The following is a 25,622-nucleotide window of genomic DNA, read 5'->3' as shown; positions in this document are numbered from 1 at the left end:
GATTACAACATCCCTGTTTCGGGAGTATCGCGCTTGAGAATCAGTAACATGCCGCAAATATCGCGTTCCGTCGGAGAGAGCAGCCAATCACCGGCCAATACCAAGTCGCCAGCATGAATTTCGTCTTCAATTTGCGCCTGAAGGACCTCACTATAGGTCTCATCCCTGAGGACATTTTGTAAATGATCATGAATGTGTTGCAGCGCTGTATCGTTGAGCTGATCGCGCGAGATCCTGACGGGCAGAACTTCACCGGCCCAATTCCTCTGCAAAATATGCTCAAGCTGTTGAATGATTTTTTCGGACACAGTGACAAAGCGAACAGGTTCAGAAGCTGAGGCTTGCCGAACACCGCTGACTCCAACAAAGGCAGCGCCCGATCCCATCACGCCCAGCAATTGCCGCCGCGATGAATCTAACATTGCGGATTTGCGAGCATCACTCATGCGGCGCCCTCCGAAAGACCCGGCGCATATCCAAAAACAGCAGCGTATAGGTATAGACCAAGTTCACGGGCGGGATCAGCAAAGTCACCCAAAGCGATGGATGCAATTGTTCGTCAGCGCGGAGGTAGCGCTGGATAGATCTGACCGTCCAAACGAGAAATGCGACGTAGCTTAAGATGATCAGCAGGCGGAATACATCGATACTCATTCTATCGATCTCCGCTCAAGCTGTTCAGTTTCTTCTTCGACAGGACATGGAAAAAGAGTCCATGACCAATCGCGGGAACCGCTCCGATCGCTGCGATAATTGGAGACAGCCCATGTCGCTTACAGAGCAGAACATAGCCGGGCACATTCAAAATACTTGATATGGCCAGTGTGATGCCATGCAAGACGAGGATAAATACAATTAGATCAAGCATCGCCGCCAATCTCACCCATGAAGTAGACACTATGCCTGGCGCCAAGAAAGATCAAGCGTACACCAGTGGCAAGTCATTGAAATTTATAGATTTGTCGCGACGTGCGCGAACTTTGGATAGGCTTGAACCTCAATTGCGCGAAACTGTGTCAATAAAAGTGCTTATCGAAAGAGCGATGGGCATTGGACTTAGTCGCACTTCGGATGGCTAATCTCTTCCCGTCTACGCCCGCTTATCCTTGGGGGAGCCAAGACTAATATGCGATGTGATTGATCGGACTTGCGGAAGGACGCCCAAGACATTGGCGTGAAAGTCTTTGTAAGCTGGTAAGTCTGCCACTTCGACGCGCAATAGATATTCAACCGCTCCCGTGATGTTGTGGCATTCTCTCACTTGAGGTGACGCCTCCATCGCACGTTCAAATTCGCGGGCATCCTTGGAGAGATGAGCGGACAAGCCAACCATAACAAAGACGGTTAGCCCGGCCCCCATCCGCGTCCGGTCCAGCACGGCGCGATAGCCTTTGATCCAGCCATTCCGCTCCAGCTCCTGAACCCGTCGCAGACAGGCCGAAGGCGACAATCCAACGCGTTTCGCCAGTTCGGTATTGCTGACCCGCCCATCCGATTCGAGTTCAAACAATATTCTTGAGCTTATTCGATCTATTTCCGTCATTTATTGCTCTCACCACTCAGATTAGCACCATTTAAGTGAGAAATTGTGTGCAATCCACCGTATTATTGCAAAAAATTCTTAGGAGTGCGATATGCTGAACTTAAACGACTATGACATGTCCGCTGAACGCGGATTCTTATGCCGCCATAATACCCAGGACATTAGGCTGCCCGATGACTTGGCGGTGATTGAGCGTGTCGCCATGTCCCTGCCCCAGCTGCTTCCGACCGGTCGGGTGCGGGAATTGTTGGCAGAGCGCCTTCCCCTGATCGAGCTGCCCTTAGATCAGCTTAGCGACGCTGAAGCGCGCATGTGTATGGTGCATTATTCCTTCATGGTCCAAGCGTTCGTTTGGGGCGAGCCTGCGGCGCCTGACACATTACCGGAAAATCTAGCGAAACCGATGGTCGCGCTCGCTGATCACCTCGGCCAGCAGCCGCTGCTCTCCTATTCTGGCTATGTCCTCGACAATTGGAGTTTGATCGACCCTGACGGGCCAGTGGATCTCGACAATGTCGATATGGTCCAGAATTTCTTGAACGGTCAGGATGAGAATTGGTTCGTGTTGGTTCACGTGGCGATTGAGGCCGCTGCCGGTCGGGCCCTCGCCGCGTTCGGACCGACGATTAAAGCCAGCCGCGCAGGCGATGTCGCGAAGACGCGAGCGCTTCTTCAGCAGATCGGTGAGGCATGGAAAGACATCAACCGCCTGTTTGATCGGATGCCAGAGCGGTGTGACCCTTATATCTATTTTGAGCGGGTGCGTCCTTACATCCATGGCTGGAAAGATAATCCCGCTCTGCCGGATGGGATCATTTATGAAGGGGTCGAAAAATATGGCTCAAAAGCGCAAGCGTTTCGCGGGCAAACAGGATCGCAATCCTCGATCGTGCCGGCCATGGATGCGCTTTTAGGCGTTGGGCATGCAGCCGACCCTCTGCGTGAATTCCTAGACCAATTGCACATCTATCGGCCGCCAGCGCACCGCCGTTTCATTGATGACACGCGCGCGGCAAGCGGCGTCCGGGCCTTTGTGGAACAAGCCAAAGATCGCGCGCTAACAGAAGCGTACAACACGATCATCCAAGCCATGGCGGACTTCCGCACGCGCCATCTCGAATATGCTGCCAGCTATATCAACAAACAGCAGCGCGGCGCGTCAGGAAACGACACAGAAGTCGGCACCGGCGGTACGCCCTTCATGCGCTATTTGAAGAAGCATCGCGACGAAACATCGGCGCGCCTCATCTCAAACGCTGCGAACGCTGCTTAATAAAAAAGCCCCGCCATAATAGCGGGGCTTTTTCAATTCTGTTTTAGGAACGCTTAGGCGCTCTGACGGTTCTCATCGTCGACTTCTTCGAAGTCCGCGTCGACTACGTCTTCGCCGTCGGCGGCAGCATCAGAAGCTGCATCGGCGCTCGCGGCTTCTTCTTGCTGGGCGCCATAAATGGCCTCGCCGAGCTTCATCGCCGCATTCATCAGCGCTTGGTGCTTCTCTTGAATGTCCGCTGCGTCGTCGCCCTCTGCAGCTGTTTTCAGAGCCGCCGCAGCGTCTTCGATTTCTTTCTTCACATCATCGCCGACTTTGTCGCCATGCTCTTCGAGCTGCTTCTCAGTCTGATGCGCAAGGCTTTCCGCATTGTTCTTGGCTTCGACCAAGTCGCGGCGCTTCTTATCTTCTTCAGCGTTCGCTTCAGCATCTTTCATCATCGCATCGATATCGGCGTCGTTGAGGCCGCCATCGGCTTGGATGGTGATTTGCTGCTCTTTGCCGGTCGCTTTGTCTTTGGCGCCGACAGAGACGATACCGTTGGCATCAATGTCGAACGTGACCTCGATTTGCGGTACGCCGCGCGGGGCTGGCGGGATATCTTCCAGATTGAACTGGCCGAGATTTTTGTTGTCCGCCGCCATTTCACGCTCGCCTTGGAAGACGCGAATGGTCACGGCTGGCTGATTGTCTTCAGCGGTTGAGAAGGTCTGAGACTTCTTAGTCGGGATCGTCGTGTTGCGATCGATCAGACGTGTGAACACGCCGCCCAATGTCTCAATGCCAAGCGATAGAGGCGTCACGTCGAGCAGAACTACGTCTTTCACGTCGCCCTGCAAAACACCGCCTTGGATCGCCGCGCCGAGCGCCACAACTTCGTCTGGGTTCACACCTTTGTGCGGGTCTTTGCCGAAGAAGCCTTTCACCGCTTCCTGGACCGCAGGCATCCGAGTCATACCGCCAACCAGAACAACGTCATCAATGTCCGAAGGGTTCTTACCGGCATCCGCAAGCGCCTTCTTACACGGATCAATGGTGCGTTTGATCAGGTCACTGACCAGGCTTTCCAGCTTCGCGCGGGACAGCTTGATGTTGAGGTGTTTCGGGCCTGTCGCATCCGCTGTAATGAACGGCAAGTTGACTTCATAAGACGAGGCGGAAGAGAGCTCTTTCTTGGCTTTCTCGGCTTCTTCTTTCAGGCGCTGAAGCGCGAGCTTGTCGGCTTTCAGATCAATGCCCTGCTCTTTTTTGAACTCGTCGGCTAGGAAGTCGACGATGCGGAGGTCAAAGTCTTCACCGCCAAGGAAGGTGTCACCATTGGTGGAGAGCACTTCAAATACGCCATCACCGATCTCAAGCAATGAGACATCAAATGTACCACCGCCAAGGTCATAAACCGCGATGATTTTATTGGTGTCTTTATCAAGACCATAAGCCAGCGCCGCAGCGGTTGGCTCGTTGATGATGCGGAGCACTTCAAGACCAGCAATCTTACCGGCGTCTTTTGTCGCCTGGCGCTGTGCGTCGTTAAAGTAAGCTGGAACCGTGATCACCGCTTGGGTGACTTCGCTGCCGAGATAGGCTTCAGCGGTTTCTTTCATCTTGGTCAGGATGAACGCAGAAACTTCTTGCGGCGCGTAATCTTTGTCACGGCCTTTGACCCAAGCATCGCCATTTGGACCTTTGACGATTTCAAACGGGCTCAACTCTTTGTCTTTTTGCGCGGTCGGGTCATCAAAAGTACGACCGATCAAGCGCTTAATCGCGTAGAACGTAAAGTCGGGGTTCGTCACAGCCTGACGGCGCGCCGGCATCCCGATCAGGCGTTCGCCGCCTTCGGTAAAGGCCACCACAGACGGTGTCGTGCGTGCGCCTTCTGAATTTTCGATAACTTTGGCGTCTCCGCCATCCATGACAGCGACGCAGCTATTGGTCGTGCCGAGGTCGATTCCAATAATCTTACCCATATTTCTTTCTCTCCTTAGCCGCCGCCATTTGCCTCGAATCGGCCTGCTATGCAGCACCAGCAACCTGCGGCTCTATACACAAAGATGTCCGAAGGTGAAGACGGTGTTTCAGTCCGGTCGCCTCCGTTCCCCCCGCATGTGGGAAACGTCAGGACATGTTCAAGGGGTGGAATGGAGTTAGACTTGACGAAGAATTTAGTGGGCAAACCCTCATTTCTTACGCTACACCTGTCACATAACCCATGGAGACAGTCTATGCGCTTCCTTGCCACGCTATATATTCTCGCGCTCGCAGCTTGTTCGCCAGCCACATATGACGCTACCAACGACGACACGCCGGCCGCAGACACTCAGCCTGACGGGGTTGAAGCCTCAACAGAAACACCTGAAGCGACGGCCAGCAGCGATCGTCCAGACCTTGAACAGCTCTGGGTCACGAGCGGCTTCTCAGCGCCCGAGGGCGTGGCCGTTGAAGGTGACATATTGTACATTTCCAATGTCGCAGGCGAAGGCGGCGCGAAAGATGGCGAAGGCTGGATCAGTCGTCTGTCGCTGCAAGGCGAAATCCTGGACGAAAAATGGATCTCTGGTCTGAACGCGCCAAAAGGCATGGCCGTTCGAGACGGCAAGCTTTTCGTGTCTGATTATGACGCCTATCACGTCATCGATATCGCGACGGCGCAGATTGAGAATACTTATCCAGTCGACGGCGCTGGGTTTCTCAACGATATCACGGTCTGGCAAAACGGCGTCTATTTGAGTGATTCCGGGTCGGCGCGGATCTTTCAGATCGACGTCAACGGCTACAAAGAATGGCTCGCAGATGACCGTCTGGGCGGCGTCAACGGGCTCACCGCGGATGGCGAGCGATTGCTAATCGCAACCATGGATTCAGGCAGCTTGTTGGAGACCCGCGGCGCTCGAGACCTAACTGAGCTCGCCACCGGAATGGAGAATGCTGACGGCATCGCGGTTTTAGATACTGGCGGCTATCTCGTCTCAAGCTGGCCCGGCCAAATTTGGCATGTGACACCCGAAGGCGAGACTGTCGAGCTCCACAACACCGAAGAGATCCCGACCTACCAAAATGACCTGACCCGTGTTGGCGATATGATCATCGTGCCTAATTGGCAGCCTGGAACAGTTACAGCGTGGCGGCTAAAAACGAACTAGTTCGTCTGTCCCGCACTCACCGCGACCATCGCGGCACGCAAGGTCCGATCGCCGATCTTCCAGCCTGCTTGGAACAGGCTCGCGATCGTGCCGTTCGGGTGTTCAGATGGAATGTTCGCGACCGCCTGGTGCAGGTTTGGATCAAACGCCGCGCCTGGCTCGACCTCAATCGCGGTGACGCCATGGCGCGTGAGGACCGTGTGCAGTTCTTTTTGCGTCATCTCAATGCCGCCGAGCAGACCTTTGCCGCCTTCAGTCAGAGCGTCTCGCTCGCTCTCCGGCAGCGCTTCAAGGGCCCGGGCCATATTGTCTGAAACGCTGAGCAGGTCGCGGGCAAATTTCTCAATCGCATAGACCCGGGCATCAGATTTCTCGCGCTCGGAACGTTTGCGCAGATTTTCCATCTCAGCCATGGCGCGCAGCATTTGATCGCGCAGCTCTTGCTTCTCGACTTCGAGCGCGAGCAGTTGCTGTTCTGGAGTCAGCTCAATTGGCTCTTCGATCTCCGCGACCTCGTCTTCTTCGACCGCTTCATCCGCGGCAGGTGCGTTCGCTTTGGCCGCTTTTAAGATATCGTCCGCGGCAGCTTTCAGATCCGCTTTGCTGGCGTCTGGGCCCAATTCTGGGGCGTCGTCTTTGACTGTTTCGTCACTCATCGCTTCAATTCACTCATTCTTGGCGGTGCTTGCCGAGCACCTCTCCAACCATCCGTGCTGTATAGTCAACCATTGGAATCACCCGCGCATAGTTGAGCCGGGTTGGCCCGATCACGCCGAGGGCGCCAATAACTTGACGTTCGGCGTTCATATAGGGAGCCACAATCACGCTTGAACCCGAAAGCGGAAAAAGACTGTTTTCCGAGCCAATAAAGAGCCGCACCCCGTCTGCATCTCTTGTGGAATCGAGCACTTCCAGCAAGCCTTGTTGGCGCTCCAAGGCGTCAAAGAGCTGGCGCACCCGTTCCATATCTTCGGCTGCGGCTGTATCATCGAGCAGGTTAGCGCGGCCCTGAATGATCAACCGGCGCTCTTCTCCAGGTGCGGCGCCGCTCCATTCGGCGAGTCCCCGCTGCACCAAATCCGTTGCCGCCGCATCAAGTTGCGCTTGGCGATTGGCAATTTCTGTCCGCACATCAGCGGCGGCTTCATGTAGGGTCCGCCCCTTCATCCGCGCCGCCAGATAATTCCCCGCTTCGATCAATACGGTTTGCGGTAGACCAGGCGGGATTTTGACCAAACGGTTTTCGACATCGCCTTGCTCTTTAACCAGCACACACAAGGCCTCGCCGGTCGAGAGCGGGACGAACTCAACATGTCGAACCGCCGCGTCTTGAGTGGGTGAAGAGACCAGCCCTGCCCCGCCTGCAAGGCCAGACAGAAGCGACGAGGCTTCTTTCAACACCCCGCTTAAATCGCGGCCCGCCCCACTGAGGCGACCTTCAATTGCAGCGCGGTCGGCTTGGCCCGGATCGCCCATTTCTAGGAAGCCATCAACGAATAGTCGCAAGCCTGCATGCGTCGGCATCCGCCCGGCTGAGACATGCGGCGCATCCAGCAAGCCAAGGTCGGTTAGATCCGACATAACGTTGCGGATCGACGCTGCTGAAAGCTCGATCCCAGCTTTCGACAATGTTCGCGACCCGACCGGTTCGCCAGTTTCGAGATAGGTCTCGACAATTTGCTTGAAGATATCACGCGAGCGTTGGTTCAACGCCTGCATGATCGATGTGTCTGAGCTCATTTAGATTGAATAGTGCGCGAAGACGGGGGATTCAATCTGGGAATGAGGCTTCAGCGCACAGACTTTTGGTCAATGCGCTGAAACCGATCGCAGGTCAGCGGTCTATTCTTCTGAGAGCGCCGCTTTAAAGCCCCACCCGCCGAACGATTCTGAGACGGCAGCGACGATTTCTGTTTCGCCCGGCTCAAGATGGAGTGCGATCTGATCGACCAAGGCAATTGTACCGAGAAAACGATGATCGCGGGCGCGCCACATTGCATTGCCCGAATAAACCAGGTCGCCATTCACGAACAGTCTCACGCGATCGGAATACCCAAATGATAGCATGCGTGTGCTAGCTTCATCTGCGGACACGGTGAACCGCAGCAGGGCGGTGTTCTTTCCGTCCTTGATCGGTGTCGTCCGGGCAATATTGGCCACACCATCATTCTCAACCGCCAGGGATGTCCAAGGCGTGTCCATCACGTCGAGCACTGGCAATTGGTATGCCTCGCTGATCTCCGACTCAGCAAAAGGAGCCGAGACGTCGAACGATTTAAGGAGCCCGTCTGGCAACGGGTCTGTTTCTGCCGGTTTCCCGATAATTTGGTCACTTGCAGTCGCGTCGCGAACAGTGATGTTCGAGAAATAGGCGCCAGTCTCCTGCATCCAGGGTCGATCAGACGCGTAGAGCGCCACTTTTCCGGAGGCACTCACGCTGCGCAAATCGGGGACGTGGATCAATGGCGTGGACATGTCGCCGACAAAAATGTCTGCCTGGTCCCCGATCGCGACAATCCGCACTTTAATCCAAGTCTGTGGCGGCAACTCTGTCGCCACCGCCTCATTCGGCCCGGCATGGAGCTGCCAAGTCGCGGCGCCATTCGTCAACACCATATATTGCGTCGCGTCCGGTTGTCCGGACTGGTGCGGACGGGTGTAGAATTGTTCGAGATTGGCAGTTTCGGAATCGGCCCGGAAATTTATGCCGATGAATCCAGAAGGATGCGTCGAGGCATAATCGTATTCTATGACCATATCGCCATACTCAGCACCCTCCAGCACGGCCACGTTGCGACTCAAAAACAGGGCGTCACGCCCAAGATATGATTCGATCTTGGCGGCACTATTCTCGCCTTGGTCAGCGGACCATGTCTGGCCATCCAAGACAAACTCATCCGCAGCAGCGGTGACGCTCGCCAGTGCCATTATCGCTGTCGATGTGATCATTTTTCTCAGTATTTTCGATGCCACGTGAAAGTCTCCTATCTTGACCTTCGTGGTGTTCCGGGTGAGCAAATAAGGCAATTAAAGAAAAGCTGAAGAAGCTACAGGCTGCCAAACATCGCGCAGACCATCAGCCGTCAGCTCGGGATAAACCGCATGTCTCTCATTAAAATCGACACTTGGGCTTTTGCGCCGGACACAGGCACGCTGGACAATGGAGAAGAAACCCGGCGCTTGGAAAACCGCACCGCAGCTTTGCTCGAACTCTTGGTGCAGCAACCCGGACAGGTGGTGTCCCAATCAGCGATTCTGGATCATGTCTGGGAAGGTCGGACGGTCAGTCCTAATAGTGTTGCCGTGGTGATTTCCGATTTGAGGCGCGCCCTAAACGATGATCCAAAAGCCCCCCGGATTCTCGAAACACTTCCCAAGCGCGGATATCGTTTGATCGCAGACGTCACCTTGCCCAACCGCCCGCAAATGCCTGCGAGCGATAATCCAACCCGGCCCCACAGCATTTCGAAAACTTGGTTCGGACTTGCGGCGATCGCGATCGGGACTTTGTTGCTAGGCTTGTTCTTGGTCCAATCGGTTTCATCTACCCCGCCGGATCGCACCTCAATCATGGTGAGCGCGACCACCAATGAAACCGGCAATGACGAATATCTACCGCTGTCACGATCGGTAACTGAATTGCTATCGGTTGAGCTTAGTAAATTCGATCATTTCAAAGTCTCAGCGGATGCAAATCCCGATATCGTTATCAACAGCAAGCTCATCTTGTGGGATGGTCACCCGTCCATGTCGATTTTTGCCGAGTCGACGGAAACGGGTGAGATCCTGTGGTCCGGCATGGCAAGCGGCCCCGAGACGCTATTACCGCGACAGGTCCGCGAAGAGATGACCGCATTCGCAGAAACGACCGAGCCCGCTGCGCCAACTGAGTAGCCGGCTATTCGCCTTCAACACCTACCAGACTCTCACCCGTTAGCGGATGATTGAAGCGCGACACACGGGCAGCATAGAATTTTGCGACCGTTTCCATGTCGGCCGTATAGTCGCCACAAGGCACAAGCGTTCCGTCTAGGCCGCCAAATTTATTCTCATAATCGATAAAACCGAGCCCGACCGGCACTTCTGCCGCGAGAGCGATATTATAAAAGCCAGTCTTCCAAGCTTTGACATCTTTCCGTGTGCCTTCCGGAGCGATGACCAGGCACATTTCATCTACTGCATTGTAGGCCTCAACGACTTGATCGACCAGTCGGGTCGAGCCGCTACGATCCACCGGCAACAGGCCCCACCAACGCATCAGCCAACCGAACGTCCCCTCGCCGAGGCTTTTCTTACCCATCCAACGCACCGGAATTCGATAGTAAAACGCGATGCCGAGCATCTGCGTCAAATCCCAATTGGTCTCGTGTGGGGCAGCGATAATGACCATTTTTTTGTCCGGGGGCGCCTCGCCCAGGACGCGCCATCCCATCAACCGATACAGGCCATAGAAAAACACGCGGGCGACCTCATAGGCAAAACTGCGCGGCGGACGCTTTGAGCTCGCGGCTCTGGCCTTCATCTCTGCAATGTCCAACGGCAACGTCCTCACCCGATATATTCTCAGCCCAGACAGAAGACCCAAAACCCGCAATTTGCGGCGAGCAGCTTAAGCTATGAAAGACATATCAAATGACAGACTTCGTTCGCCCTTCCGGACGCTCCGCCGACCAACTCCGCGAGATCAGCCTCGAGACCGGCGTTACTCGCTATGCAGAGGGCTCCTGTCTGGCCAAATTTGGGCACACACACGTGCTCTGCACTGCCAGCTGGACGGATAAAGTTCCTGGCTGGATGCGCGGCACCGGCACTGGCTGGGTCACTGGCGAGTATGGCATGCTGCCGCGCGCGACCCACACACGCGGACGACGAGAAGCGGCGGCAGGCAAACAGTCTGGCCGGACCCAGGAAATTCAGCGCTTGATTGGCCGCTCATTACGCTCTGTCGTCGATCTTGAAGCGCTCGGCGAAAACCAAATCACGATCGATTGCGATGTAATCCAAGCCGATGGCGGCACCCGCACCGCCTCAATTACCGGCGGCTTTGTCGCGCTTGCGCTCGCCTGTCGCTATTTGAAAACCGAAGGCGTGATCACGCGCGACCCGATCTTGAAACAAGCGGCGGCGATTTCCGTGGGCGTTTACAAAGATGTGCCCGTGCTCGATCTCGATTATCCTGAAGACAGTGCGGGCCAAGCGGACATGAATGTGGTCATGAGCTCTGATGGCGGGATCATCGAACTGCAAGGCACGGGCGAAGAACGCCCCATGACCCGCACCGAAGTCGACACGATGATGGCGCTGGCTGAGAAAGGCTGCAACGAGCTATTCGCGGCGCAAAAAGCGGCGATCGGATAAGTCATGGAACGCCTGATCCCGCTGGCCGAAACAGTCGGTGCTCGCTTATTGGCCCGCGGTGAGACGATTGGGATTTCGGAATCCTCATCGGGCGGTTTGATTTCAGCCGCTTTGCTCGCCGTGCCAGGTGCATCGCGTTTCTATCGCGGAGCTGGGGTGATCTACACGCCAAATGCGTTTCGCGGTCTGATGGGCCTCAGCAAAGACGATATAAGCGGTATGCGCTCAGCGACAGAACCCTATGCCCGGCTCATGGCGACGACGATTAGAGCGCGTCTGCGTACCTCTTGGGGGCTTTGTGAGACTGGCGCGGCTGGGCCTTCCGGCAATGGCTATGGCGATGAGGCCGGTCATGTTTGCGCGGCGATTTTTGGCGGCCCGCCTGAAGCATTGGTCGAGCGCAGCACAACCCGCGAAACAGGGATCACGGACCGGGTCGAGAACATGTATTTATTTGCTGAGACAGCACTTGAGTTGCTGCGAGACGGGCTCGATTAAGCCGCTTCGCTCGCTTCATTCGATTGACCATCCTCAAACACGAGAATGTCGCCAGGCTGACAATCGAGTTCTCGGCAAAGCGCTTCTAAAGTCGAGAAGCGCACCGCCTTGGCTTTGCCGGTTTTCAGGATGGAGAGGTTGGCCAGGGTGACGCCGACGCGCTCAGAAAGCTCGGTCAGCGACATTCTTTTTTCCAATAACACCCGATCAAGGGTCACACGAATTGACACGTCATGGCCCTCCTAAATTGTCATTTTCTCTTCTTCGCGAAGGCGGGTGCCCTCTTTGAAGACTTGCGCCAGAATGAGAAGCACGATCACTGCGCCCCAAACGGCCAAATTGATATTGATATTCGCATCATAACCTTCGCCGAGATCCACCGTCGCCGCCAAGATCAGAACCGACGACATTCGAATGACCTCAACCAAGCCGATCGCAATCGCGATTTGGGTCAGGCGCGGCGCGTTCTCAGGGACGAATGGATCGCCATCAGCCAAAGTCGATAGGATTTTCCGCAACTGAGCACAGACAAAGGCAATACCCGGCGCAAACACCAGAAGCCCCACGAGCGCGGCCGCGATCCGCCCGGCCGGCACGCCATCGGCGCGCGCTTCAACCAATGGCAAGTCGAGTTCGCCGCCATTGAGACTGCCCAACAAGCCGATTCCGAGAATCACAAACAAAATCGTGCCGAGAACAATTGCGAGCCAGAAAATCACGGTTACGACGGTTGACAGAACTGCCGCCATTGAATTCTTGCGCGTACCTGACATGCGTTTATGTCATCCTTCTGTCATTTTGCTACGTTTGTCACATAGCACAAAGTCACAAACTTACCGTTAAACGATAAGGTCATTCGTTCAAAAAGCAAGATCGGAGCCACATTGCATGTCTCGCAAACTCGAACCGGGCCGTTTGGTCGCTGCTACGCACAACAAAGGCAAAGTGTCTGAACTAAAAGATCTTTTTGAACCTTTGGGCTTTGAAGTGGTGTCTGGGATCGAGCTGGATCTCGACGAACCCGATGAAACTGAGTTCACTTTTGAAGGAAATGCGCTGATCAAAGCCCGCGCAGCCGCCCAAGCCACGGGCGCGCCAGCGCTTTCCGACGATAGCGGGCTGGAAGTCACCGCGCTTGGCGGCATGCCAGGCGTGCATACCGCGATCTGGGCCGGCGAACCGCGCGATTTCTACAAAGCCATGGAAAAAGTCGAACGCGAATTGCAAGCCATTGACGCCCAAGACCGCAGCGCAAAATTTGTCAGTTGCCTGGCTGTCGCTTGGCCTGATGGACACGAAGTAACGTTTCGAGGTGAGGCGCACGGAACCCTGACATGGCCGCCGCGTGGCGAAATGGGATTCGGCTATGACCCTGTTTTTGTTCCTGTCGGACATGAGGTGACGTTTGCGCAGCTCGAGCCCGCTCAGAAACACGCGATGAGCCATCGCGCGGTTGCGTTTGAAAAATTGAAAGCGGCCCTGCTTTAATGACTGCGGTCGGGCGAAAATACGGGTTTGGACTCTATATTCATTGGCCCTTTTGCACGCGCATCTGTCCCTATTGTGATTTTAACGTTTATGCCGCGAAAGACCGCGACATAGAGCCCTTGCTGGACGCGATGATCGCCGATCTTCACGCGCACCGCACGGTTTTGCCAGGCCATCCGCAGCTCGATTCGGTGTTCTTTGGTGGCGGCACACCATCCTTACTGTCAGCGACGCAAATCGAACGTCTGCTCGAGGCTGCAAATGCCAGTTTCGGCCTAAAAGCCGATGCCGAAATTACGCTCGAAGCCAATCCAAATGATGTCTTAGACGCAGACCCAGCCGATTGGGCGGCGGCGGGGGTGGGTCGCTTATCTTTGGGACTACAGAGCCTCAATGATCAAGCGCTCGCTTTTCTTGGCCGGGATCATGACAGCAAAAGCGGCCGTGCTGCGGTCGACCGTGTACAAGCTTGTTTTGACAATCATTCTGTCGATCTAATCTATGCTCGCCCAGGACAAACCGCTGAGGATTGGCAACAAGAACTAAACGACACCCTCGCTTTGGGCGCTCCACATCTGTCTTTGTACGAACTGACAATTGAAGAACGAACCGCATTTGGAAAGCGCGCTGCGCGCGGTGATCTGGTGCCAATGTCAGACGATGATCAAGCCGATCTTTATGAGCTGACCCAACAGATCTGCGATGCTCAGGGGCTCTCGGCTTATGAAGTCTCCAACCATGCCCGTGCGCCTGAATATGAGTCTCGACATAATCACATCTATTGGGCCAGCGGCGATTGGATTGGTATTGGGCCAGGCGCACATGGGCGTCTGACCGTGAACGGCCAGAGGTTGGCGACCGAAGCTGCACGTCGCCCCACTGACTATATCAACTCGCAAGCAGCCAATCAGACCGAACTTTCCCCAACCGACACCGCACGAGAATTTCTCGCCATGGCGCTACGTCCAACCTCCGGGCTCGATTTGGCGCGGTTCGCAGACCTGTTTGGCGTTGATATTGATTCCGACATTGTAGCCGACCTAAGGGAGCGGAATCTCGCTCAGAACCACGGCGGCAGATTGCGTCTCACATCGTCAGGACGATTGATGGCAGACTATATTACCAGCCTTCTCGCGCCCTATTGATACCGCGACAGCGCTTCATCCAAAATGCGCTCGAGATCTTTTATCGTGGTCACCTGTTTCATCGTATGACAGTGCGGCCGGTAACGCGGCAGTTCGCTGTCGCCGCTGCCCCATTGGCTTTCCCCCTCCGGCGTCAGCCAAATGACACGCTTGACGCGCGCCGCCGCTTCCCGGAACAAGTCCAGGCGAGGATCCCCATAATTTGACCGTCCATCCCCCAAAACAATCAAGGTCGTACGCCGGTCGAGCACGTTCCAATGGTTCATTTTGAGATCTGATAGCGACTGACCGTAATCGGTTGAACTCATACCAATTGAGTTGATGATTTGATCCATGGCGGCCGCGAAGTCTTCGGTCTCAAGCGTGTCGCCGACATCCTCTAGCCGTCCGGAAAAGGCAAAGGACTCAATATCCGGCACCACTTCATTCAAACTGTAAAGCAACATCAGAAAGAAACGCACCACCCGCGCCACTGAGCCAGAGACATCACAGACGGCAACGATCTTTGCGCGATCACGCTTGGTCTGTTTCCAGGCAAGATCAAACGGCACACCATCAAACCCGGCATTGACCCGCAGCGTTTTACGGACATCTAATTGCCCGCGATTTTTCTTCCGGCGCCGCCGGGAGTGTTTCACCGCGAGGCGTTTGGCGATCTTCTGAACCAGCACCTGCATGCGCCCAAGATCGCGGACGTCCAAGGCGGTGAGCGCGGTATCGGCCAGCACATCTTCGCGAAATGCCAGCGTGGCACCAGCGCCATATGTCTCAAATGCTTGTTTGGCGTGCTCGCGCGCTCGCGAGAACATTTGCTTGCGGCCTTCAATCAGCTCTTCGGCATAGGCCTGGCCATCTTCGGTCCGCTCCCGAAAGGCTTGCATCATCTCGCTTTCGAGCCGCTCGACGCCGAGCGATTTCATCATTTGCTGGGCAAAGTAGGACACTTGAGTTGAGAAGCGGATGTCTTGCAGGCCTGCCTCTTGTCCCGCGCGCTCCATCGCCATGGCAATTGCGGTCTCGTCGCCGCTCTCCAGCAAATCGAGCAGGTCACCTGGCCCGTCAGAATCACTCGCTTCGGAATTCTCATCTTCGGATGGTGGCTCGCTCTGCGGCACCGGTTGGCGCGAGAAATAGAGATCGAACAAGCGGTCATGCGCCAGCTTTTCGGTCGGCGATTTCGCCAATACACAGCGCAGCGTATCCAAGAGCCGCTGCCGGTCCGCATAGCCGATCAGTTTCACCGCTTCGGCCGCATCAATCGCCTCACCTGTCGAGACCCGCACATCGGCTGATCGCAGCGCGCGGATAAAATCGGTGAGGACTTGTTCTGCCATTTATCCGGCCGAAACGGCGGCGCGGGCAAGTGTGCGAACATCCTTATCAACCGCCTGGATATCGCTTTCATGCTTCAGCAGCACATTCAGGGTCGAACGGACCATGTCTTCGTCCAATTCTGTAGCGTGCATGAGCAAGAGCGTCCGTGCCCAATCTACGGTTTCGGAGATTGACGGGCGCTTGCGGATGTCGAGATCGCGAAGGCCCTGCACAAAGTCCACCAGCTGCTTGAGCAGAGCGTCGGACACATCTGGCACTCGTGCGCGGACAATCGCTTGCTCGCGCTCGGCTTCGGGGAAATCGATATGAAGGTGCAAACAGCGGCGCTTCAGGGCATCGCCTAGCTCACGAATATTGTTCGATGTCAGGATCACCAGAGGCGGCACTTGCGCGCGAATGGTGCCGATCTCCGGCACGGTGACTTGATAGTCAGACAAGACTTCCAGCAAATAGGCTTCGAACTCTTCGTCGGACTTATCGATCTCATCGATCAGAAGGACAGAGCCTTTGTCTTGCTTCATCGCGGTCAGAAGCGGGCGCGGCTCGAGGAAGGTTTCGGAATAGAAGAGGTCCTCAAACGAGGTCAGCTTATCGAAAGCGGCATTGAGCGTGCCGGCGCCGTCCATCACTTCGCCGAGCTTTTCCTTCAATAGCTGCGTGTAGAGCAGCTGTTTGCCATATTTCCACTCATACAGCGCTTTGCCCTCATCGAGGCCTTCATAGCATTGCAAGCGGTTCAGTGAGATATCGAGAAAGCGCGCCATAGAGGCGGCGAGATCGGTCTTGCCGACGCCCGCTGGGCCTTCGATCAGGATCGGTTTCCGCAAATTGTGCGCGAGATAAATCGCGGTGGAGATTTCGCGCGTCGAGATATAGCCAACCGAAGCCAATCCCGCCGTAATCGCGTCAATCGAAGTGAGAGTTTCATAGCCCGTTTTCGTCATGGCCTTCTGGTAACGGGGCGGTTCCACGCCCGCAAGAATGACCTTGAGGCAAGCGCTCTGGCCAAAGCAGGTGGCGAAAGCTAGGCTCACAACAGAACGGTTTTGGAGCTTTCATATGCGATCCCTGATATTCGGTGCCCTCGCCTTATCATTTGCCACAGCGTGCCAAGCGCAAGACGCAGCACAGATTGAACTTACAGAAGACGAAATTGCCTCCGCCTTGGCGCCGAATTGGCGCGATGTGTCACCGGAGAATTTGGTCCTGATCGAAACCGGGTATGGCGACATTGTCGTCGAGTTGAATCCGGATTTTGCGCCCAATCATGCGGCTCAGTTCCGCAAATTGGTCCAGGATGATGTCTATAATGGCATCCGGTTTTATCGCGTGATCGAAGCCTTCGTTGCGCAAGGCGGATTGCAAGATGAAGAGACCATCGAGCAGTATCCGACCCTTAAGAACGAGAATGATCGGCCACTTTCGGATGCCGCCTTCGTGCCGCTCGGCAATGCCGACCTCTTCGCGCCGATGGTGGGGCATATTGACGGGTTCGCGGTTGGGCGAAGCGAAACGCTGGGCACTGAATGGCTTTTACACTGTCCTGGCGCACTCGCCATGGCGCGCGATAATGATCCCGATAGCGGCAGCACCGAATTCTATATCGTGCTCGACGCCCAGCGTTACCTTGACCGAAATTTGACCGTGTTCGGCCGCGTCATCGACGGTATGCAATATGTGCAAAAGCTGAAACGAGGTGTGCGGGCGATCGAAAGCGGCGTCATTCAAGCGCCAGACGTCGGCGACGAGATTATGTCTATGACGGTCGCCGCGGATATGGATCCGGCCATTCGCCCGGCCTATCAGGTGCAAGCCATGCCTACCCAAGCCTTTGAAGATGCAAAGACTGAAAAGCGCGTGCGCGACGAAGACTTTTTCTATCGCAAGCCGCCTGAAATGCTCGATATTTGCGGCTTTGAAGTGCCGGTTCGAAAATTACCGGACGCTGAGCCTACCCCATCGTCGGAATGATGAAGGCCTGGTCGCCAATGTCGCCTTCGGGCCAACGCGATGTGACCGTCTTAATCTTGGTCCAGAAGCGGACGCCCTCGGGGCCATGCTGATTGGTGTCGCCAAAGGCTGAGCGTTTCCAGCCGCCAAAGGTGTGATAGCTGACAGGGACTGGGATCGGGACGTTCACGCCAACCATGCCGACATTGACTTGCGCTGCAAATTCGCGCGCGGCACGACCATTCTGAGTAAAGATGGCGACACCATTGCCGTATTGGTGATTGCTCGGCAGTGCGGCGGCTTCTTCCAGGCTTGTCGCACGCACAACTTGTAGGACCGGGCCGAAAATCTCTTCCTCATAGGACCGCATGCCGGGCTTCACATTGTCGAACAAAGACGGGCCGATGAAATAGCCGTTCTCGTGGCCTTGCAGCTTGTGGCCGCGGCCATCGAGTTTCAGGTCAGCGCCTTCATCGACGCCCATCTGGATATAGTCCTCGACCTTGGCCTTGTGGGCGGCAGACACGACTGGGCCATAATGGGCTTCAGCATCTGTCGAGACCCCGACTTTCAAGCCACGGGCCGCGTCCAGCATACGCTCAACAAACTCGTCGCCGGTCTTCTGGCCGACCGTGACGGCCACTGGCAGCGCCATGCAGCGTTCGCCAGCTGAGCCATAAGCCGCACCGACAATGTCTTTGACCGCCTGTTCCATATTGCAGTCGGGCAGGATGATGCCGTGGTTCTTGGCCCCGCCCATGGCCTGAACGCGTTTGCCGTGCGCTGTGCCTGTTGAGTAGACATATTGCGCGATGTCCGATGAGCCGACAAAACTCACGGCTTTCACGTCCGGATGGGTCAGGATCGCGTCGACGCTTTCCTTGTCGCCATTGACCATGTTGAGCACACCGTCCGGGGCCCCGGCCTCACGGAACAGCTCGACGAGGCGCAGCGGCACGCTCGGGTCTTTCTCGGATGGTTTCAGGATGAACGTATTGCCGCAGGCAATGGCCACCGCAAACATCCAACACGGGATCATGGCTGGGAAGTTGAACGGGGTGATGCCAGCAACAACGCCGAGCGGCTGACGCATGGAATAGACATCAATGCCAGGGCCAGCGCCCTCGGTATATTCGCCCTTTTGCAGATGCGGGATGCCGCAGGCAAACTCGACCACATCAATGCCGCGCTGAACGTCGCCGCGACTGTCGGCAACCACTTTGCCATGTTCAGACGAGAGCAGCTCTGCCAGCTCATCCATATTGGCTTCGAGCAGGCGTTTAAACTCATACATCACCCGCGCGCGGCGCTGAGGATTGGTGTTGGCCCAGCCCGGCAGAGCAGCCTTGGCGTTCCCAACCGCGTCTGCAACTTCTTGCGTCGTCGCCAGCGCCACGCGGGCCTGCACCTCACCGGTGTTCGGATTATAGATATCGCCAAATCGGCCTGAGGTGCCAGCGACTTGCTGACCACCGATGAAATGATTCACTTCGCGCATCGCGCTTCTCCCAAACCTGTCTGATTTTAGCAGTTGAGATCGCGCATTCGGCCCGCCAAAGCAAGCCTTGTCAGTAGGTCAGTATTGGAATGTGTGGGGCGTGGGGCCTAGCCTGCCAATCGGCCTCGGAGTTCGACTGCAGAAACATGCCCTGCCGCACGAGACATCAGGGCGTCTGCAATGGTCGCAACAAGTTCTGGACCTGCTATCGGTTTCTTCAGTGCCCGGTCGGCCCCCATGGCGATACAATCCTGACGGCGCTGATCAGCAACATCGGCGGTCAGGGCAATGATCGGCACCGTTGCATTGAAGCCGCGCCGTCGGCGAATCTGATCAATCAGGCTCATCGCAGTACCATCTGGCAAGTGAAGATCTGTGAGCACAGCCTGGAACTGGCGGAGCTCAAGGTAAGACTCAGCGGCATGCAAAGTGCCAGCATGATGCACCGTCCATCCAGCTTGCTCCAAGGCGGTAATCACGATCATCGCCGACGCCTCATGATCTTCGACCAAAAGAATATCGCCAAGCTCGAACTTGCCTTTACGCGGTGCCAAGGCGTTGAGCCAATGATTGCTGTCTTGATTAGTGGCTCTCTCGACCGGCACGCTTAGTGTGAAGACGCTGCCACCATTTGGATTATCGGCGTGTGATAACACCCCGCCAAGCGCTTTCGCGAGTGCCCGAGAAATGGTCAGCCCCAGGCCCCAGCCCTTAACCCCATCAATCTCTGGACCCTTTTCAAATACTTTCATGAACCGATCGCGTTGCTCTGGTGAAAGCCCGCGCCCTGTATCGGCAACCGATAGAACCAACATCAATCGCTGCCCGACAGATTCCGTCGACAGCGTCACCTCTACCTGCCCTTCGCGGGTAAATTTCAGAGCGTTGGAAACGAGATTGTTCGCGATTTGCCGGATCCGGCCGTGATCGCTGAGCACATGCGCTGGGCCGTTTGGAATAACACCAACCCGCAAACTCAGCCCTTTGCGCGACGCTTCTCCGCCCCACAAACGTCGCAGATCACTCGCCAATTCGGCAAGATCTGTGGCTTCGGTGCGGACGTTCAGCTTGCCTGCCTCAAGCCGCGCAAAATCGAGTGTATCGGTGAGGATCCGGTCCAATGTCTCGCTTGAGCGGACTATGGTTTGGGCAATGTCTTTTTCGTACTCATCCCGAATCCGAGAGGCGAGCATGTCAGACAGGCCCATAATCGCGGTCAGAGGGGTGCGAATCTCATGAGCGAGCGTTCCCAAGAGCGGGGTAGTTGTATTTGATGCTGCGGGGTTGGGGCCTTGCGACTTGTGCGCGCCCTCCGCTGCTGCACTGCCAGAAATAGCGGCCATCAAAGCGTTGCGGAATTTCGCCGGGCTCAAAACGCCTTTAAACCGCTTATCTTCAATGATGATGCAACCACGCGCGATCACTTCATCTATCTTGGTGCCGACACGGGCGATAAAATCTCGAACGGTTGTCTCTGCGCGCAGGATAAATGCGCGCGCAGACACCAAATCCCCAATCGTAAGATCGGATTGGGCGCCAGAATTGGCACTCACGGCAAACTCAAAGGCCATAACGCGGCTAATGAGGCCCGCGGGCCGCTTGTCTCGCACGAGAATGAAATAGCTAGCGCCCGGATCATTTTGGAACAGCTCGACCACGCGCGACAGGGGAGTCAACGCGGATATTGGTTTTGCGGCTTCGACAAAATCACCCAAGCAAACGGACATAAACCGGCTCTCACACTCTACAACGCGAGTGGGAAAGTGCCTGCAATTCCTTTACGGCTTGCAAATTGCCGCAAGTTTTTTTCTATTTAATGTCGCTATGATGTGAAACGATTTTGCTCACGAGGCCATATTTCACGGCTTCTTCAGCGCTCATCCAGTGATCTCGATCGGTGTCTTCGACAATCTTTTTAAGCGGCTGACCCGTCGCTTCAGCAAAAATCTTGTTGAGGCGTTCCCGCATCCGAACGATCTCGCGGACCTGGATTTCAACATCAGACGCCTGGCCGCCGACGCCGCCCCGTGGCTCATGAAGCAGGAAGCGGGTGTTAGGCAGGGCGAAACGGTTCTCTTTCTTGGCCGCTGAATAGATCAGAGCCCCCGCACTCGCGACCCAACCGGAGCCAAGCACTTTCACCGGTGCACCGACAAATTTGATCATATCGTGGATCATATCGCCGGACTCGACATGCCCGCCCGGCGAAGAGATCACGAGCAGGATCGGGTCTGAACTATCTGAGGCCAGTGCCAGAAGACGCTCGCAAACCCGGCGAGCGAGTTTGTCATCGACGCCGCCAGTGAGCATTATTGTGCGAGCATTGAACAGCGCTTCTTCAAGAAACGCGTTCGGCTCACTCATCGGTTTCGCTTCGTTTTCGTCATCAAGGCGTGTCATGCAGTCTCCGCAATTCTCTTGGCCTGAGATTTGATGTGCGCGGCGCGCTGGGTCAAGCAGCAAGATGCCTATTTTGTGTGGGTAACCGTTAACCCAAAGATTTCAACGATCTCTTCTGGCTCTGGTTCATCTTCATAGCTATCCATCAATTCCTCATTGATTGGCACAGGCGGGTTGGCTGCAATCTCAAGGGAACCGCCCGTTTCCAGATAGGTTGCAATGGACTCAATCCACGCCTCTGCGGGCGGGAATTCGGCGGCCGCGCTGGCTTTGCCCATCCGCGTCATTGTGCCGAGATAGGTCCGCATTTGCGCAGGCTCCATACTGCCCAGCATCGCGCCCCACCCCTCATCGGGATACTCTTTGCCGATCGCATTGGCGAAGCCGAACAGTTTATCATAAATGCCTTTGTCTTCCTCGAACCACCGTGCACCTGTGAACGAGAACGCCTCACGGAAAGCCCCTTCAAACGCTTCCTCTCGATCTTCATCTTCAAACGCGGATTTCAGCGCGTCATAGATCGGCACCGTGATTCCGATATCGAGCTCATTACGCCCGAATCCTTCGGCGTCCCAGCGAAGCGCGAAATCTGCCGGGCCGGTGTCTGCGGCCCAAGTCGCATTGATATTGAAATCGAACGGGATTTGGTCGAGGCCGTGCTCGGGTAGTAATTCGATGGCTTTTTCCACGCCTTCTCGAACCAATTCCATTTGCGCGCGTTCATCCTCTGGCAGGTCATCCGCATCGACCCCGCTCAAAAACGTCTCAAAAAACACAAAGAAAAACTCGCTCAACTCATCGGCATTGAGGGTAGCGCCGGTGAGGCCAAAGCTGAGATCACTTGGGATCACCCACTCAAAATTCTCGCCATTGAAATAACCGCGATCGGCGGTGAGAATGGTTTTGTCATTGAGCTGCGAGACATAATCGGAGAATTCCCAAGTTCCGAGGCTCAGCAAGTCCCGCTCATCCATCATTGGTAATTCAGAGCGCGCCAGGAAGCCCATCAATTTGTCGAGCTTGATGTTGCGCATTTCAGCGATCTCATAACTCTCCTGTTGCGCCATCGTGAACCCGGCGGGGAAGCCCGACATGGTGATCACCTCGCCAGCTGCTGTGGCTTCGGTGTAGGCATTGGTTTGTGCGCCGGAATAGCCATGAGCAACATTCTTCTCGATATTAAAGCCTTGCATGTTTTCCGCTGCCGCAAGCTCGACGGAGACCGAGACGGATGTTTCCGCCCCCGGTTGGCGCATCTCAAAGTTGAAATTGGTATCCAGCGACACGCTTTTCTCGATTGAGAGAGAACGGGATACGGCGATCAATCTTTGTCCAGCATGGACGATGTCGACCAGTTCAGCCGGAATTTCATCGTCAATATCAGTGATCCGCTCAGCCGGCAGGAGCGCAAGTTCCCAAGGTCGCAAGGACACGCCCGACATGACAAACCGCTCGGTATTGCTGTCAAACCGGTCAAATCCGAATTCGAACCCTTCTGGCAATTCTGCATCGAGTTGCTCCAGCGTCTCATCAAAAATAGCGTTTATCGCCGGCACGACTCCGAAATAGGAAACATTCGTGCCTTCCAAGCGGCTGAACAGCGCTCCGGTCTCGGTCAGCCTCTCTCCAGCCAAGCGCGATACGAGGAGACCATCATCATAGCCCCAAAGCTTTGCAGTTTCGAAATTGATGCCAAATTTCTCTGTGCCGCCAAACCCGATGGACAGGCCTTCAAAAACCGTGGCGCCCGTGTTCGCGTCTAGCGACTTTGTATCCCAAGTCACGCTGGCATAGGCTGGCAGATTTGCGACAAGGGCTGACAAGTCCGCCTCGCTTGCGCCAGAGATGGTGTACGGATCGTTCACATATGCCATATAGGCCGCATATTCTGCATCATCGGAGGTTACGGCATCGAGATTCGTTTCGGTGGTGAGCTCCGTGGACGGAGACTCGGCGGGCGTACACGCGGTTAATCCGCCCGCAATTACGATCCCAGCAGTCCAGTATTTAAAGCTCATTTCAAAGTCTCCTTTGCTCAATGCCCAGCACCCACTATGAAAGTGTTTATCACAATTCCGGGCGCGCGCATCTGCCATTAAGGTGGTCACATCGCGAAACATGGTCCCTAACTTTAGGTGGTCAGGGATGGTGCGAATAATGTTCTTTAGATTCTTATGCTTAGTGAACTGAGCCCGAACTTGACGGCTTAGGGTCTGGCATCGGCTCCGTATTCGGATCAATCACTTCGGTCTCCGCAGGTGGCGCGCCTGCTTCAACGGCAGCGGGTGCAGGCGGTTCTGGCTGCGGCGCAGGTGCCTCAGGCGTTGCCTCTGCCTCGATCTCAACCGGCGGCGCTTCAGGGACCTGTTCAGGCACGTCTTCTGGCTCAGCTGCGGCTTCCACCGCCTCTTCAGGTTCTTCGATCGGAGCCTGTTTTTTCGGTTTGCGCTTCCAAAACGGCGCGTTTGGATCGGCTTTGCGATCATATTGCATCGAATAGAATTCATGCGCCGTATGAGTCAGCGGTCTTGGCGTGAGCTCCATCCCCTCCATGCGGAGATATTCAACGACTTGATCCCGCAAGTGTAGACCTGGCAAGGCATGGGCGTCGAAGGGTGTCGCTTTCATCCAATCGCGAACATCCCAAGATCTGGTCGACCGAGCGCGATCGGGCGGACAGCCTTTATGCTCTTCCCACAGATATAAAGTCGCAATCGAGCCAATCAGCGCCCGAACCGCGCGGTTTGCGGGCATTTCCACATCGCTTGCCCCAGCCATGGCGGCGCGTAGGGATTGTTTGTGGGCGCTTAACTCATTGTAATTGCCGCGAATAATCGTCAGACCCCGGCGATCGGCTTCGTTCGGCCGGGTCAATAGTGCATCCAGTTGCGGGTGCACGACCGGGATAACATCGATCTCGCTCCGCAAACTGCCATCAGCGATGCCGCGCAACTCATCTAAAAGGCGTTTCAGATTGAGGCGCATTTCATGGCGAATACCGTCCAGCGAGCGCTTTTCCATGTCGCGTTCGCGATCAACCCATCGCCAAGCCGACCAAGCGAGATACCCGATCGCAATAATGAGGATAAGCAGTCCGGAAACCAAAAAGGTTTCAAAAGTCGCGTTCGACATGTTCGTCTCCCCTTTATTAACCTTCTAGCAAAGGTCTGACGGGGAAGCCACTGGCAATTGGGATCTAAACAGCGACCGGCGCCTTGATGTGTGGATGCGATTGGTAATCGACCAATGTGAAATCTTCATAATCCCAGCCAAAAAGGTCCGTTTTGTCAGGGTTGAGGATCATTTTTGGCTCCGGATACGGCTCTCGAGTGAGCTGTAACCGCGCTTGATCCATGTGATTCGAATAAAGATGCGCATCGCCGAACGTATGGACAAATTCGCCTGGCTTTAGGCCTGTCGCCCGCGCCATCATCAGGGTCAGCAGGGCATAAGACGCAATATTAAACGGCACGCCCAAAAACACATCCGCAGAGCGCTGATAGAGCTGGCAGTTCAGACGGCCATCCATGACATTGAACTGAAATAAACAATGACAAGGCGGCAGCGCCATTGAGGGAACATCCGCCGGGTTCCACGCCGACACAACCATGCGCCGCGAATTGGGATTGGCTCGAATTTCTTCCAACACCCATTCAATCTGGTCGATCACGCGGCCATCTGGCGCTGCCCAGCTGCGCCACTGTTTCCCATAAACCGGGCCAAGATCGCCATTTTCGTCGGCCCACTCGTCCCAAATCGACACTTTGCGCTCTTGCAGCCAGCGCACATTTGTATCACCGCGCAGGAACCAGAGCAGCTCCACAATGATCGACCGAAGGTGCAATTTCTTGGTTGTCACCATCGGGAAGGATTCCGCGAGATCGAAGCGGAGCTGGCGCCCAAATACGCCCAGTGTGCCTGTGCCGGTACGGTCGCCCCGTTCGACACCATTATCGAGAATGTCTTGGAGAAGAGTCAGATACTGTCGCATCTC

Annotated in this window: 27 protein-coding genes; 8 read left to right on the top strand and 19 right to left on the bottom strand. The window is 55.6% G+C overall.

What is annotated here, in order from left to right; translation table 11 throughout:
- Window positions 1-2 precede the first annotated feature (2 nt).
- The 4 genes from MY069_RS12380 to MY069_RS12365 form a co-directional block, all read right to left on the bottom strand.
- The gene (locus MY069_RS12380; RefSeq protein ID WP_482794096.1) at window positions 3-446 is read right to left on the bottom strand and encodes a hypothetical protein; all 444 of its coding nucleotides are present in this window, start codon (window positions 444-446) and stop codon (window positions 3-5) included.
- Complete coding sequence (locus MY069_RS12375; protein ID WP_482794095.1) at window positions 439-654, bottom strand: hypothetical protein; 216 nt, start codon at window positions 652-654, stop codon at window positions 439-441. The genes MY069_RS12380 and MY069_RS12375 overlap by 8 nt, the downstream gene beginning before the upstream one ends.
- A 1-nt stretch (window position 655) precedes the next feature.
- Window positions 656-868 carry a hypothetical protein gene (locus MY069_RS12370; protein WP_482794094.1) on the bottom strand — a complete coding sequence of 71 codons (213 nt, stop codon included), beginning with the start codon at window positions 866-868 and terminating at the stop codon, window positions 656-658.
- Window positions 869-1,090: 222 nt separating this feature from the next.
- Window positions 1,091-1,543, bottom strand: a complete 453-nt coding sequence (locus MY069_RS12365; RefSeq protein WP_482794093.1) for an Lrp/AsnC family transcriptional regulator — start codon at window positions 1,541-1,543, stop codon at window positions 1,091-1,093.
- A gap of 91 nt (window positions 1,544-1,634) precedes the next feature.
- Here MY069_RS12365 and MY069_RS12360 point away from each other — a divergent pair, with 91 nt between their 5' ends.
- Window positions 1,635-2,816, top strand: a complete 1,182-nt coding sequence (locus tag MY069_RS12360; RefSeq protein WP_482794092.1) for a PrnB family protein — start codon at window positions 1,635-1,637, stop codon at window positions 2,814-2,816.
- 53 nt (window positions 2,817-2,869) lie between these two features.
- Here the strand turns inward: MY069_RS12360 and dnaK are convergent, their stop codons facing one another.
- A complete protein-coding gene (gene dnaK / locus MY069_RS12355; protein WP_482794091.1) occupies window positions 2,870-4,783 on the bottom strand; it encodes a molecular chaperone DnaK in 1,914 nt (637 codons plus the stop codon).
- Between the two features lie 255 nt (window positions 4,784-5,038).
- On the opposite strand from dnaK, the gene MY069_RS12350 reads away from it, so the two are divergent.
- On the top strand, window positions 5,039-5,956 hold the full coding sequence (locus MY069_RS12350) for an SMP-30/gluconolactonase/LRE family protein (protein ID WP_482794090.1): 918 nt from the start codon (window positions 5,039-5,041) through the stop codon (window positions 5,954-5,956).
- Here the strand turns inward: MY069_RS12350 and MY069_RS12345 are convergent.
- The 3 genes from MY069_RS12345 to MY069_RS12335 all read right to left on the bottom strand — a co-directional run bounded on the left by MY069_RS12345 (window position 5,953) and on the right by MY069_RS12335 (window position 8,929).
- On the bottom strand, window positions 5,953-6,612 hold the full coding sequence (locus tag MY069_RS12345; protein WP_482794089.1) for a nucleotide exchange factor GrpE: 660 nt from the start codon (window positions 6,610-6,612) through the stop codon (window positions 5,953-5,955). The two genes, MY069_RS12350 and MY069_RS12345, sit on opposite strands and share 4 nt — an antisense overlap.
- Before the next feature lie 13 nt (window positions 6,613-6,625).
- Window positions 6,626-7,696: a heat-inducible transcriptional repressor HrcA gene (gene hrcA, locus MY069_RS12340; RefSeq protein ID WP_482794088.1), complete on the bottom strand. Its 1,071-nt coding sequence runs from the start codon at window positions 7,694-7,696 to the stop codon at window positions 6,626-6,628.
- Between the two features lie 102 nt (window positions 7,697-7,798).
- Window positions 7,799-8,929: a hypothetical protein gene (locus MY069_RS12335; RefSeq protein ID WP_482794087.1), complete on the bottom strand. Its 1,131-nt coding sequence runs from the start codon at window positions 8,927-8,929 to the stop codon at window positions 7,799-7,801.
- 129 nt (window positions 8,930-9,058) lie between these two features.
- Here MY069_RS12335 and MY069_RS12330 point away from each other — a divergent pair, with 129 nt between their 5' ends.
- Window positions 9,059-9,850 carry a winged helix-turn-helix domain-containing protein gene (locus tag MY069_RS12330; RefSeq protein WP_482794086.1) on the top strand — a complete coding sequence of 264 codons (792 nt, stop codon included), beginning with the start codon at window positions 9,059-9,061 and terminating at the stop codon, window positions 9,848-9,850.
- 4 nt (window positions 9,851-9,854) lie between these two features.
- Here MY069_RS12330 and MY069_RS12325 read toward each other — a convergent pair whose 3' ends face one another.
- Window positions 9,855-10,478, bottom strand: a complete 624-nt coding sequence (locus MY069_RS12325) for a 1-acyl-sn-glycerol-3-phosphate acyltransferase (protein ID WP_482794085.1) — start codon at window positions 10,476-10,478, stop codon at window positions 9,855-9,857.
- Window positions 10,479-10,588: 110 nt separating this feature from the next.
- Here MY069_RS12325 and rph point away from each other — a divergent pair, with 110 nt between their 5' ends.
- Both rph and MY069_RS12315 read left to right on the top strand, forming a co-directional pair.
- Entirely contained in the window at window positions 10,589-11,314 is a 726-nt protein-coding gene (gene rph, locus MY069_RS12320; RefSeq protein WP_482794084.1) for a ribonuclease PH, read from the top strand.
- A 3-nt stretch (window positions 11,315-11,317) separates the two neighbouring features.
- Entirely contained in the window at window positions 11,318-11,812 is a 495-nt protein-coding gene (locus tag MY069_RS12315) for a CinA family protein (RefSeq protein ID WP_482794083.1), read from the top strand.
- Here the strand turns inward: MY069_RS12315 and MY069_RS12310 are convergent.
- Window positions 11,809-12,042: a helix-turn-helix domain-containing protein gene (locus tag MY069_RS12310; protein WP_482794082.1), complete on the bottom strand. Its 234-nt coding sequence runs from the start codon at window positions 12,040-12,042 to the stop codon at window positions 11,809-11,811. The two genes, MY069_RS12315 and MY069_RS12310, sit on opposite strands and share 4 nt — an antisense overlap.
- 12 nt (window positions 12,043-12,054) lie before the next feature.
- The gene (locus tag MY069_RS12305) at window positions 12,055-12,585 is read right to left on the bottom strand and encodes a DUF2975 domain-containing protein (RefSeq protein ID WP_482794081.1); all 531 of its coding nucleotides are present in this window, start codon (window positions 12,583-12,585) and stop codon (window positions 12,055-12,057) included.
- A gap of 115 nt (window positions 12,586-12,700) precedes the next feature.
- Here MY069_RS12305 and rdgB point away from each other — a divergent pair, with 115 nt between their 5' ends.
- Entirely contained in the window at window positions 12,701-13,300 is a 600-nt protein-coding gene (gene rdgB / locus MY069_RS12300) for an RdgB/HAM1 family non-canonical purine NTP pyrophosphatase (RefSeq protein ID WP_482794080.1), read from the top strand.
- Window positions 13,300-14,445 (top strand): radical SAM family heme chaperone HemW, encoded by a 1,146-nt coding sequence (gene hemW, locus MY069_RS12295; protein ID WP_482794079.1) that lies wholly within the window; start codon window positions 13,300-13,302, stop codon window positions 14,443-14,445. The genes rdgB and hemW overlap by 1 nt, the downstream gene beginning before the upstream one ends.
- Here hemW and MY069_RS12290 read toward each other — a convergent pair.
- A complete protein-coding gene (locus tag MY069_RS12290) occupies window positions 14,439-15,779 on the bottom strand; it encodes a vWA domain-containing protein (RefSeq protein ID WP_482794078.1) in 1,341 nt (446 codons plus the stop codon). The two genes, hemW and MY069_RS12290, sit on opposite strands and share 7 nt — an antisense overlap.
- Window positions 15,780-16,724: an AAA family ATPase gene (locus MY069_RS12285; protein WP_482794077.1), complete on the bottom strand. Its 945-nt coding sequence runs from the start codon at window positions 16,722-16,724 to the stop codon at window positions 15,780-15,782.
- A gap of 115 nt (window positions 16,725-16,839) precedes the next feature.
- On the opposite strand from MY069_RS12285, the gene MY069_RS12280 reads away from it, so the two are divergent.
- Window positions 16,840-17,751: a peptidylprolyl isomerase gene (locus MY069_RS12280; RefSeq protein WP_482794076.1), complete on the top strand. Its 912-nt coding sequence runs from the start codon at window positions 16,840-16,842 to the stop codon at window positions 17,749-17,751.
- On the opposite strand, the gene MY069_RS12275 is transcribed toward MY069_RS12280, so the two are convergent.
- The 6 genes from MY069_RS12275 to MY069_RS12250 form a co-directional block, all read right to left on the bottom strand.
- Entirely contained in the window at window positions 17,732-19,228 is a 1,497-nt protein-coding gene (locus MY069_RS12275) for a CoA-acylating methylmalonate-semialdehyde dehydrogenase (RefSeq protein WP_482794075.1), read from the bottom strand. The genes MY069_RS12280 and MY069_RS12275 overlap by 20 nt on opposite strands.
- Before the next feature lie 107 nt (window positions 19,229-19,335).
- Complete coding sequence (locus MY069_RS12270; RefSeq protein ID WP_482794074.1) at window positions 19,336-20,955, bottom strand: ATP-binding protein; 1,620 nt, start codon at window positions 20,953-20,955, stop codon at window positions 19,336-19,338.
- Window positions 20,956-21,037: 82 nt separating this feature from the next.
- Window positions 21,038-21,628 carry an ATP-dependent Clp protease proteolytic subunit gene (locus MY069_RS12265; RefSeq protein ID WP_482794073.1) on the bottom strand — a complete coding sequence of 197 codons (591 nt, stop codon included), beginning with the start codon at window positions 21,626-21,628 and terminating at the stop codon, window positions 21,038-21,040.
- A 68-nt stretch (window positions 21,629-21,696) separates the two neighbouring features.
- The gene (locus MY069_RS12260) at window positions 21,697-23,646 is read right to left on the bottom strand and encodes a hypothetical protein (RefSeq protein ID WP_482796745.1); all 1,950 of its coding nucleotides are present in this window, start codon (window positions 23,644-23,646) and stop codon (window positions 21,697-21,699) included.
- A 160-nt stretch (window positions 23,647-23,806) separates the two neighbouring features.
- A complete protein-coding gene (locus MY069_RS12255) occupies window positions 23,807-24,760 on the bottom strand; it encodes a hypothetical protein (protein ID WP_482794072.1) in 954 nt (317 codons plus the stop codon).
- A 64-nt stretch (window positions 24,761-24,824) separates the two neighbouring features.
- Entirely contained in the window at window positions 24,825-25,619 is a 795-nt protein-coding gene (locus MY069_RS12250; protein ID WP_482794071.1) for a thymidylate synthase, read from the bottom strand.
- Window positions 25,620-25,622: the final 3 nt, after the last annotated feature.

Source organism: Hyphomonas sp. ske169 (genome assembly GCF_056850855.1).
Note: the sequence above shows the minus strand (reverse complement) of the source record. Positions and strands in the feature narration are given on the sequence as shown.